Consider the following 9,546-nt stretch of genomic DNA (forward strand, 5'->3'; position numbering starts at 1 on the left):
GCGTTTCCCGGGGCCCGGGAGAGGGTCGGGAACTACGCGGGAGCCGGGCCGCCCTCGGCCGGGGCACCGCCGTCGCCGGCAGGAGCTCCGTCGCCGCCGGGCGCTCCGCCCTCGGCGCCGCCGCCTTCGCCCTCGCCGCCGCCCATGGGCGGGCCAGCCATGCCGTTCTCGGACTGCTTGATGTCGGCGTTGCCGGCGCCCAGGGTGCAGTAGCGGTTGTAGTCCTCGGTGGCCAAGAACTCGCCCAGGGTGTAGCCGAGGCACAGGCACATGCCGATGGACACGCCGTTCATGATGCCGTTGTAGCCCATGGGGAAGCGGCCGCCGGAGTTGTTGCCGCAGGCGAACAGGCCCTTGATGGGCTCGAAGCCCTGGCCCTGCACCTGCTGGCGGCCGGTGACGAGCAGGCCCGAGGTGGCCACGAGCGAGCCGCCGCCCACGCGCTTGCCGCAGGGATAGCCGTAGAAGGGGCCCTCCTCGATGGGCCACATGGTCTCGGGGTCGCGGCCGAACTCGGTGTCGGCGCCGGCCTTGCGCGCGGCGTTCCACTTCTCCACGGCGGCGAGCGCGTTTGCCTTCACGCCCTCCTCCATGCCCATGAAGTCGCAGAGCTCCTCCAGGGTGTCGGCGCAGTAGAGGAACTTGCCCGAGGTGTCGTCACCCTCGGCGCCCGAGCCCACGGCCGCCTCCATGGTGGCCTGCACGTTGGCGATGGCCTCGTCGTCCCACTCCTTGGGAGCGAGGTGCCCCGCCAGCTGGTTGAGGAACACTTCCTTCCAGTCGCCGCCCCAGATGAGGTAGGCGCGATCTCCCGGCTCGCGGGCGCCGGCGCAGCCGGACAAAAGCGGGCCGCCGAAGGCCTCGTTGCAGTAGCGCTCGCCGTACTTGTTCAGCCACAGGCACTCGACGCCCTCCATGGGGGACAGCGGGATGAAGGCGTGGCTGCCCATGTCGCCGCCAGTGGCGATCTCCACTTTGGCGCCGATGCGCATGGCCATGGCGATGCCGCTGCCGTCGCGGCCCGACATGGCGGCGCAGTCGGCGTACTCGCCGAGCTCGTAGTTCTCGCGGCAGATGGCGTTGTACATGGCGGAGTTGGAGCCGATGTCGCCGCAGGCGAGCACGACCGCGCCGCCGTTGTACTGGTGGTACTCGCCGCTCGTGGAGTCCTTGGCGATGACGCCGGTCACCTCGGTACCGTCCTCGTTGTGCACGAGGCGCACGGCGGCCTGACCGAACACGAACTCGGCGCCGGCCTCGCGGGCCTTGTCCTGGGAGCGCTTCACGGCATCGGTCATGCCCACGCTGCCGCCGAACTGGCAGGTGCCCACGTAGGAGGTGAACCCGTTCTTGTTGTAGTTGTAGCCGTCCACCACGGGCCAGTTGAGCGGGATGAGCTCGTCCTTCTCGGCCTCGGTGTAGCCGTCGATGAACCAGTCGAGCGCCTCGCCGGAGCGGTTGGCGAACTGGGAGAGCAGGGTCGGCTGGGTGCGGCCGGCGGCGTACATCTGGTACTCGTTCATGAAGTCGACGACCGAGTACTCCGGAATGCCGACGCGGTCGAGCTGCCAGGAGGAGTTCAGGTGCCCGATGTCGTTGCCGAGGGCGCTGAAGGTGTCCTCGGGCTGCATCTCCACGACGATGACCTTCTTGCCGAGCTCACTCGCGCGCCGCGCCACGGCGGTGCCCGCATGGCCCGCGCCGCAGACGACGATGTCGGCGTCGCTCACGCTGGCGATTTCGTCGTCGGCGATAACGGGCTCCTCGCCGAGCCAGCCGGCGCCGAGCACCTCGCCCATGGTCTTGCCCTGGTTGCCGGTGGCCTCCGCGGCTCCGGTTGCGGCCATGGCCCCGCCGCTCTCGCCGCCTGCGGCCTCGCCCTGCGGCTGCGGGCTGCACCCGGCGATCATGCCGGCGCTCGCGGCGCCCATGGCGAGCACGCCCGCGCCTCCCAGGAAGTGGCGGCGGCTGAGCGCGATACGTCCGCGCAGGGCGCCGGCGTCGCCGTTCTCGTGATGGTTCGTCATCCCCATCCCCTTTCTCGTAGTGTCTCCGTGCGGCCGCCGCATCCGACGGCCCGGTGCCACTATGGGGCCGTCGGGGGGCCGGCGCCATACCAGCAGGGTGGTGAAATGAGGGAAGCGGGCCTCACCACGAGAAGGTGAATTTGCCGTTTTCCCAGGTCGTGTCAGAGCCGGTTTTGCCCGCGGGCGGAGGCGGCGACCGTCGCCGTCGTATAATGGAGTCCTGCTCATGAGGGCCGCGGACGCATCGGGGAGGGATGGCCATGGCTGGAAACAACGGGGAGGGCAATCTCCGGACAGACGCGACGGCGAGGCCGGAGGGTGCGCCTGCGGGCGAGGGCTCCGGCCCTTTTCTCTCGGTGCGGCTCGACGGCGCCCGGGCGCGCCTGCTCATCGGATTCGCCTCCTTCGTGGCATGGGTGAACCTGCTCGTCTGCTTCGAGGGGTTCCTGCGCGATACGGTGGCCTACGGCGGCGGGGTCGTGCGCGATCCGCTCTTCGTGGCAGCCATGCTCGTGGCCGGCGCCGTCCTCGTCGCCGTGGCCCTGCGCGGTTCGCGCGAGCTCGCCGCGGAGCAGTCCCCCGCGCAGCGGCGGCGTCTGGCCCGGGGTCTTGCGGGCGCCGGCGCGCTGGGGAGCGCGGCCGGGGGCGTCGGGGTGGCCCTTGCGGCCTCGGCGGCCTCCAACACGGCCGCCGTGTGGGCGACGGCCACCGTCCTCGGCTGCGCGGCGGGGCTCTTCGTGGCCGCCTACACCCTGGCCTGGGGCTCAGTCATCGCCGCGTTCGACATGCGCGAGATCCTCGTAGTGCTCTGCGTGGCCCTCTGCCTGCAGTGGGTGCCCTTCGTGGGCGTCGTGCTCATAGGCGCCCTCGGCAAGGCCGTGCTCGCCGTGGGGCTGCCGGCGCTGTCCTGGTGGTGTCTGCGCGGTTTCGCCGACGAGCTCGCCCGCGCCCGGACGGCGCCCGAGCAGCGCCGCGGCCGCCCCGCCGATGCGGACGGACGCGCGCCCGGGCGCGATTTCGTGACCGGGCGCATGGCGGCGGCGCTGTTCTGCTTCGCCTTCGTCGTGCAGTTCGTCTGGACCTGCAACATCGTCATGGGCGGCGAGCCGCTCTCCGAGGGGCTGTTCTGGCTCGTGTACGTCTGCGTGCTCGTCGTCTCCGCACTTGCCATGGCCACCATCTTGGGGCTCATGGAGCGCTGGCGCTCCTACCGCATGGAGCTGTTCTACCGCACGGCCTTCGCGTTCGGCGTGCTCGGCTCGGTGGCCTTGCCCCTCGCCTACAACCACCTCTTCTTCTCCTACGCGGTCATCTACGTGGCCTTCGCCCTCATCTCCGCCACCATGTGGATGCTCGCCTGGTCGGTGGCGTTCATGCGCAAGGTGGCGCCCCGCCGCATCATCGGCTGCGTGTTCGGCCTTCAGTATCTCGCGCTTCCCTGCGGCTTCGCCGCGGCCAAGCTCATGCAGTGGTGGGCCGGCGCGGCGGCCTCCTCGGCCCTGCTGCCCTATGTGGGTTTCGCCGCTGTGGCGGTGCTCGTGGCCGCCTACGTGTTCGTGCTGCCCGAGCGAACGCTGCTCTTGCTGTCGCCGCGCCTTCTGAAGCTCTCCCACGAGTCGTTGGACGAGCGTTGCCGCGACGTGGCCCGCGCCTTCGGGCTCACCGAGCGGGAGGGGGAGATCTTCGCGCTGCTCGCCCGCGGCCGCGATGTGGGCTATATCGAGCAGGAGCTGTTCATCTCGCGCAACACGGTGAACACCCACCGCAAGAACCTCTACCGCAAGCTCGGCATCCACACCCAGCAGGAGCTGCTCTCGCTCATCGAGGACGAGCTTTCCTAGGATCTGCCAACCGGCGCTGGTCGGGAAGCCGGCCGCCGCCATCCACGACGTGAGAAGGGCTCCCCGCGGGGAGCCCTTCGTGTGTGCGATATGCCGTGCCGCCTAGTAGCGGGTGTAGATCATGCCGGAGTGCACGGCGGAGATCTTCACCACATCGCCCGTGCGGGGGGCGTGGATCATCTGGCCGCCGCCGATGTAGATGCCGCAGTGGTGGTCGTTGCAGCAGATGTCGCCGGGCTGCGGGTTCGACACGCGGGTGTAGCCCATGAAGCTGGCCGCGGTGCCCAGGCGGCTGTGGCGCCCGAGGATGCAGTAGCTCACGAGGCCCGAGCAGTCGTAGGAGTTCGGACCCACGGCGGCCCACTCGTAGGGCTTGCCGAGCTCGCCGTAGGCGCGGTCGACGATGGTGTTGCCCGAGACCGTCGGCGTCTTGGAGTTGCCGGAGTCGCCGCTGCTGCTCCCGCCGTCGTCGGAGTCGTCGTCATCGTCACCGTCGTCGGAGCTGCTCGAGCCGCCGGAGTTGCCTCCGCCCGAGTTGTTGCCGCTGTTGCTCTGGCTCTGCTGGCGGCGCTCCTCCTCCTCGGCCTGGCGACGGGCCTCCTCCTCGGCGGCCTGGGCCGCGGCCAGAGCGGCAGCCTCGCGGGCGGCCTCCTCCTCGGCGAGCAGCTGGGCGGCCTCCTCGGACAGGGAGTTGTAGGTGGCGGTCATCTCCTCCACCAGGGCCTCGGCCTCCTCCTTCACGGATTCGGCTTCCTCGGCCTTCTGCTCGGCGACGTCGCGCTGCTCCTCGTAGACGGCCTTCTCGGACTCCACCTCGGCGCGCAGGGTCTTGGTCTCCTCGACCATGTCGGCGTCGTTCTGGTTCATGTCGTTGAGCAGATCCCAGTTCGAGGCGAAGGCCTGGAACGTGGTGGCGCCCAGCAGCAGGTCCAGGAAGGTGGACGAGCCGGAGCGGTACATGGAGCGGGCGCGGTTGCCCAGGTGATCCTGGAGCTCGCTGATGCGGGAAGAGGCGGTGTCGATGCGGCCCTGGGCCTCGTCCATGCGCTCCTGGGCGCTGTCGCGCTCGGTGCAGGCGACGTAGTACGCGTCGGAGGCGCGGTCGAGCTTCTCCTGCATGGCGTTGAGCTTCTCGAGGGCGGCATTCGCCTCGGCCTGCTTCTCGGCAGCCGTGACGGCGTGGGCCGGAGTCGGGGTCAGCGGGGGCAGACACAGCGAGATGCCGAAGACCGCGGCGCCGCCGACGAAGGCACGTCTGCTAAAAGGGCGTGTATGCTCACTCATATATAGTGTCCTCCTGGGGAGCATCTGGTGCGTTCAATGCAAACTAGTTCGTGTATCATAGCACGCTCGCCCCGTCTTCACGTCCCTTTCAGAAGGGATTCACAATAGCGCGACCCCGAGCGGAGGTCGCTTGTGGCGCGCCGGCCGTCCCGTACATATATATAGTATCTGGCGAAGGGGGAGGGGTGCTCCCGGCCGCTTTTTGGGGAGGAATGATGGAGACACGCCCGGGGGCGTGTAAACGGTTGACACGTTCGTTGCCGTAGCGTATTATTCCGTTCGCTCGCTTTTCACGGGGAACCGCGAAAGACGAGTGGCAGCTTGAAAAGTACACATGAATTCAGCGCCGAAATGGGCGTGTGCCCGAGTGGTTAAAGGGGACGGGCTGTAAACCCGTTGGTTATGCCTACCTAGGTTCGAATCCTAGCGCGCCCACCATTTCTCGCCTGTGTAGCTCAGTCGGTAGAGCACTTCGTTGGTAACGAAGAGGTCACCGGTTCAAGTCCGGTCGCAGGCTCCACTTGGCGGTGTAGCTCAGTTGGTCAGAGCACACGGTTCATACCCGTGGCGTCACTGGTTCAAATCCAGTCACCGCTACCATTGTATTATTTCGCGTCCGCTTTGTCGGACGCGTCGTTATTTTGTTTTCGTTTCGCGAAAATATCCTATAAGGAGGATGAAACATGGCTAAGGAGAAGTTCGAGCGTTCCAAGCCGCATGTTAACATCGGTACCATCGGTCACGTTGACCACGGCAAGACGACGCTCACCGCCGCCATCTCCAAGACCCTGTCTGAGAACGATGGCTCCCACGGCACCGCTAACGCGGACTTCACCGCCTTCGACATGATCGACAAGGCTCCCGAGGAGCGCGAGCGCGGCATCACCATCTCCATTGCTCACATCGAGTACGAGACCGATACCCGCCACTACGCTCACGTGGACTGCCCCGGTCACGCCGACTACGTGAAGAACATGATCACCGGTGCTGCTCAGATGGACGGCGCTATCCTGGTCATCGCTGCTACCGACGGTCCCATGGCCCAGACCCGCGAGCACATCCTGCTCGCCCGTCAGGTGGGCGTGCCCTACATCGTGGTCTTCCTGAACAAGTGCGACATGGTCGACGACGAGGAGCTCATCGAGCTCGTCGAGATGGAAGTTCGCGAGCTGCTCGACACCTACGAGTTCCCGGGCGACGACACCCCGATCATCCGCGGCTCCGCTCTGAAGGCCCTCGAGGGCGACAAGGAGTGGCAGGAGAAGGTTTGGGAGCTCATGGACGCGGTGGATTCCTACATCCCCACGCCGGAGCGCATCGTCGACAAGCCGTTCCTGATGGCCGTCGAGGACACCATGACCATCACCGGCCGCGGCACCGTTGCCACCGGCCGTGTGGAGCGCGGTGTGCTGCACGTGAACGACCCGCTGGAGATCGTCGGCATCAAGGAGACCCAGAACACGGTCTGCACCGGCATCGAGATGTTCCGCAAGCTGCTGGACGAGGCTCAGGCCGGCGACAACATCGGCTGCCTGCTGCGCGGCATCAAGCGCGAGGAGATCGTGCGCGGCCAGGTTCTCTGCAAGCCCGGTAGCGTGACCCCGCACACCGAGTTCGAGGGCCAGGTCTACATCCTGACCAAGGAAGAGGGCGGCCGTCACACCCCGTTCTTCGATGGCTACCGTCCGCAGTTCTACTTCCGCACCACCGACGTGACCGGCGTGGCGCACCTCCCCGAGGGCACCGAGATGGTCATGCCCGGCGACAACGTGACGATCAAGGGCGAGCTCATTCACCCCATCGCCATGGAGGAGGGCCTGAAGTTCGCTATCCGCGAGGGTGGCCGTACCGTGGGCTCCGGTCGCGTGACCAAGATCTTCAAGTAAGCTAACCCTTATTGATCGCTTCACCGGAAGGGGCTGTTCCTCAACCGAGCAGCCCCTTCCTTTCCAGCGCTTCATGTGTATCATCAATCCTGCGTTTTGGTTTTATAGGTAAAAGGAGAATTCATGCGTACTCTGGTCACCCTGGCCTGCACCGAGTGCAAGCGCCGCAACTACACGACCAAGAAGAACAAGCAGAACAATCCTGACCGCATCGAGTTCAAGAAGTACTGCAAGTGGTGCAACAAGCACACGCTGCACAAGGAAACCCGATAAGAGGTTAGGTTCGAAACAGGCATAGGCCAGTAGCTCCAATTGGTAGAGCGGCGGTCTCCAAAACCGCATGTTGGGGGTTCGAGTCCCTCCTGGCCTGCCAGCTTGTTTACGTGAGCAGCCTAGAGGCTGCTTTTTTGGCGATTAGAGAAAAGATTATTCCGTAAGGAACCCCATGGCTAAGAAATCAAAGACACAGAAGGCAAAGGCGTCCGCTGCCCGCCAGCAGCGCAAGGCCGAGCGCGAGCTCGAGGCCCAGAACCCGCAGCTGGCCCAGGCCGCGGCGGAGGAGCCCGAGAAGAAGGGGCTCTTCAAGAAGAGCGCCGATGCCGCCCCTGCGTCCTCCGATAGCGGCAAGGCCGCGAAGAAGGCCGATGAGAAGCCGAAGAAGAAGCGCTTCCAGTTCTTCCGCGATGTGAAGGCCGAGATGAAGCGCGTCACCTGGCCGACCCGCACCGACGTGCTCCGCTGGAGCGGCGTGGTCGTGGTGGCCCTGCTGTTCTTCGGCATCTTCGTGGCGGTTCTCGACAACGCGATCATCACGCCTCTGCTCGTGCTGGTCTCGGGGATTGGGGCTTAAGACATGGCTAAGAAGTGGTACGTGCTGCACACCTACTCGGGCTACGAGAACAAGGTGAAGTCGAACCTCGAGCAGCGCATCGAGGTCATGGGCCTCGAGAACAACGTCTTCGGCATCGAGATCCCCACCGAGATGGTCACCGAGATCAAAGAGGGCGGCCGTCGCGTGGAGAGCGAGAAGAAGGTGTTCCCGGGCTACGTGCTCGTGCGCATGGAGCTCGACGACCGCAGCTGGGCTGCGGTGCGCAACACTCCCGGCGTCACCGGGTTCGTGGGCAGCCAGGGCAACCCCCAGGCCCTCACCCGCGACGAGTACAACAAGATCATGAAGCGCACGAGCCGCGAGGCTCCGAAGAAGACCTCCTCCAACCTGGAGGTCGGCCAGTCGGTGAAGGTCACCCACGGCCCGCTTGCCGAGTTCGACGGCACGGTGTCGGAAGTGATGCCCGAGGCCGGCAAGGTCAAGGTCATGGTCTCCATCTTCGGCCGCGAAACCCCCGTCGAGCTGTCGTTCGACCAGGTGGCGAAGATCTAATTTTGAGAGCACTTTGACTCGAGGGGCTGTGCCCGCGTGGACCGGGGCTTCTCGCGAACCTCGAGTTTATAGTGATAGAGAAGTAGTAGTCGATACATCTGAAAGGTAGTCACAGATGGCTGACAACAAGAAAGTCACCGGATTTGTAAAGCTGCAAATCCCCGCCGGTGCCGCTAACCCGGCTCCTCCGGTCGGCCCGGCCCTCGGCGCCCAGGGCGTCAACATCATGCAGTTCTGCCAGGCGTTCAACGCCCAGACGCAGGACCAGTCCGGCACCATCATCCCCGTCGAGATCACCGTCTACGAGGACAAGTCCTTCACCTTCGTGTGCAAGACCCCTCCGGCGGCCGTGCTCATCAAGGAGAAGCTCGGCATCAAGAGCGGCGCCGCCATCCCGCAGATCCAGGTGGCCGGCACCCTGACCGAGGACCAGCTCCGCGAGATCGCCGAGATCAAGATGCCCGACCTGAACGCCAACGACATCGACGCCGCCAAGGAGATCGTTGCCGGCACCGCTCGTTCCATGGGCGTGCGCATCGAGGGCCGCGAGATGAAGAAGAAGTACGTGCCCAGCCGCAAGGTTGCCGCCATGCTTCAGGGCAAGGCCGTCGATTAATCTGTAACGAAACCAGTGGAAGGGTGAGAAGCGCCCGCCATTACCACGAAAGGAATGTCTAACATGGCAAAGCATGGAAAGAAGTACGACGCGGCTGAGAAGCAGATCCCGGCCGAGGCGGTGTCCCCGCTGGCGGCTATGAAGCTGCTGAAGGAGATCTCCACGGCCAACTTCGACGAGACCGTGACCGCCGATTTCCGCCTGGGTATCGACACCCGTCAGGCCGACCAGCAGCTGCGCGGCACCGTGAGCCTGCCCAACGGCTCCGGCAAGACCGTGCGCGTGGCCGTCTTCGCCGAGGGCGAGGCCGCTCGTGCCGCCGAGGAGGCCGGCGCCGACATCGTGGGCACCGATGTCCTCATGGAGCAGATCCAGGCCGGCGAGTTCAACTTCGACGCCGCCGTGGCTACCCCGGATCAGATGGGCAAGGTCGGCCGTCTCGGCAAGATCCTCGGCCCCCGCGGCCTCATGCCGAACCCGAAGCTCGGCACCGTCACCAACGACGTGG

General features: G+C 65.9%; 8 protein-coding genes, 4 tRNA genes and 1 pseudogene. 11 read left to right on the forward strand and 2 right to left on the reverse strand.

The window, feature by feature from the left end; genetic code table 11:
• Window positions 1-32: 32 nt before the first annotated feature.
• Window positions 33-2,027 carry an FAD-binding protein gene (locus Q5064_RS11030; RefSeq protein WP_302964676.1) on the reverse strand — a complete coding sequence of 665 codons (1,995 nt, stop codon included), beginning with the start codon at window positions 2,025-2,027 and terminating at the stop codon, window positions 33-35.
• Between the two features lie 260 nt (window positions 2,028-2,287).
• Between Q5064_RS11030 and Q5064_RS11035 the strand changes: the two genes are divergently transcribed.
• The gene (locus tag Q5064_RS11035; RefSeq protein WP_302964679.1) at window positions 2,288-3,868 is read left to right on the forward strand and encodes a helix-turn-helix transcriptional regulator; all 1,581 of its coding nucleotides are present in this window, start codon (window positions 2,288-2,290) and stop codon (window positions 3,866-3,868) included.
• 102 nt (window positions 3,869-3,970) lie between these two features.
• Here the strand turns inward: Q5064_RS11035 and Q5064_RS11040 are convergent, their stop codons facing one another.
• A complete protein-coding gene (locus tag Q5064_RS11040; protein ID WP_302964680.1) occupies window positions 3,971-5,152 on the reverse strand; it encodes a C40 family peptidase in 1,182 nt (393 codons plus the stop codon).
• A gap of 353 nt (window positions 5,153-5,505) precedes the next feature.
• On the opposite strand from Q5064_RS11040, the gene Q5064_RS11045 reads away from it, so the two are divergent.
• The 10 genes and pseudogenes from Q5064_RS11045 to Q5064_RS11090 form a co-directional block, all read left to right on the forward strand.
• Window positions 5,506-5,590: transfer RNA gene (locus Q5064_RS11045), tRNA-Tyr, on the forward strand.
• Window positions 5,591-5,596: 6 nt separating this feature from the next.
• Window positions 5,597-5,672, forward strand: a tRNA-Thr gene (locus Q5064_RS11050).
• A gap of 3 nt (window positions 5,673-5,675) precedes the next feature.
• A tRNA-Met gene (locus Q5064_RS11055) sits at window positions 5,676-5,752 on the forward strand.
• A gap of 83 nt (window positions 5,753-5,835) precedes the next feature.
• Window positions 5,836-7,038, forward strand: a complete 1,203-nt coding sequence (gene tuf, locus Q5064_RS11060; protein ID WP_302964682.1) for an elongation factor Tu — start codon at window positions 5,836-5,838, stop codon at window positions 7,036-7,038.
• A 123-nt stretch (window positions 7,039-7,161) separates the two neighbouring features.
• Window positions 7,162-7,311 carry a 50S ribosomal protein L33 gene (gene rpmG, locus Q5064_RS11065; RefSeq protein ID WP_016309183.1) on the forward strand — a complete coding sequence of 50 codons (150 nt, stop codon included), beginning with the start codon at window positions 7,162-7,164 and terminating at the stop codon, window positions 7,309-7,311.
• 23 nt (window positions 7,312-7,334) lie between these two features.
• Window positions 7,335-7,411, forward strand: a tRNA-Trp gene (locus Q5064_RS11070).
• Window positions 7,412-7,483: 72 nt separating this feature from the next.
• Window positions 7,484-7,888, forward strand: a complete 405-nt coding sequence (gene secE, locus Q5064_RS11075) for a preprotein translocase subunit SecE (protein ID WP_302964683.1) — start codon at window positions 7,484-7,486, stop codon at window positions 7,886-7,888.
• A gap of 3 nt (window positions 7,889-7,891) precedes the next feature.
• Complete coding sequence (gene nusG, locus Q5064_RS11080) at window positions 7,892-8,422, forward strand: transcription termination/antitermination protein NusG (RefSeq protein WP_302964684.1); 531 nt, start codon at window positions 7,892-7,894, stop codon at window positions 8,420-8,422.
• A 115-nt stretch (window positions 8,423-8,537) separates the two neighbouring features.
• Window positions 8,538-9,038 carry a 50S ribosomal protein L11 gene (gene rplK, locus Q5064_RS11085; RefSeq protein WP_302964685.1) on the forward strand — a complete coding sequence of 167 codons (501 nt, stop codon included), beginning with the start codon at window positions 8,538-8,540 and terminating at the stop codon, window positions 9,036-9,038.
• Window positions 9,039-9,101: 63 nt separating this feature from the next.
• Window positions 9,102-9,546: pseudogene (locus Q5064_RS11090) on the forward strand (50S ribosomal protein L1); the annotation flags it as partial.

The organism is uncultured Adlercreutzia sp. (assembly GCF_958431955.1).
In the GTDB taxonomy this organism is placed as follows: Bacteria; Actinomycetota; Coriobacteriia; order Coriobacteriales; family Eggerthellaceae; genus Adlercreutzia.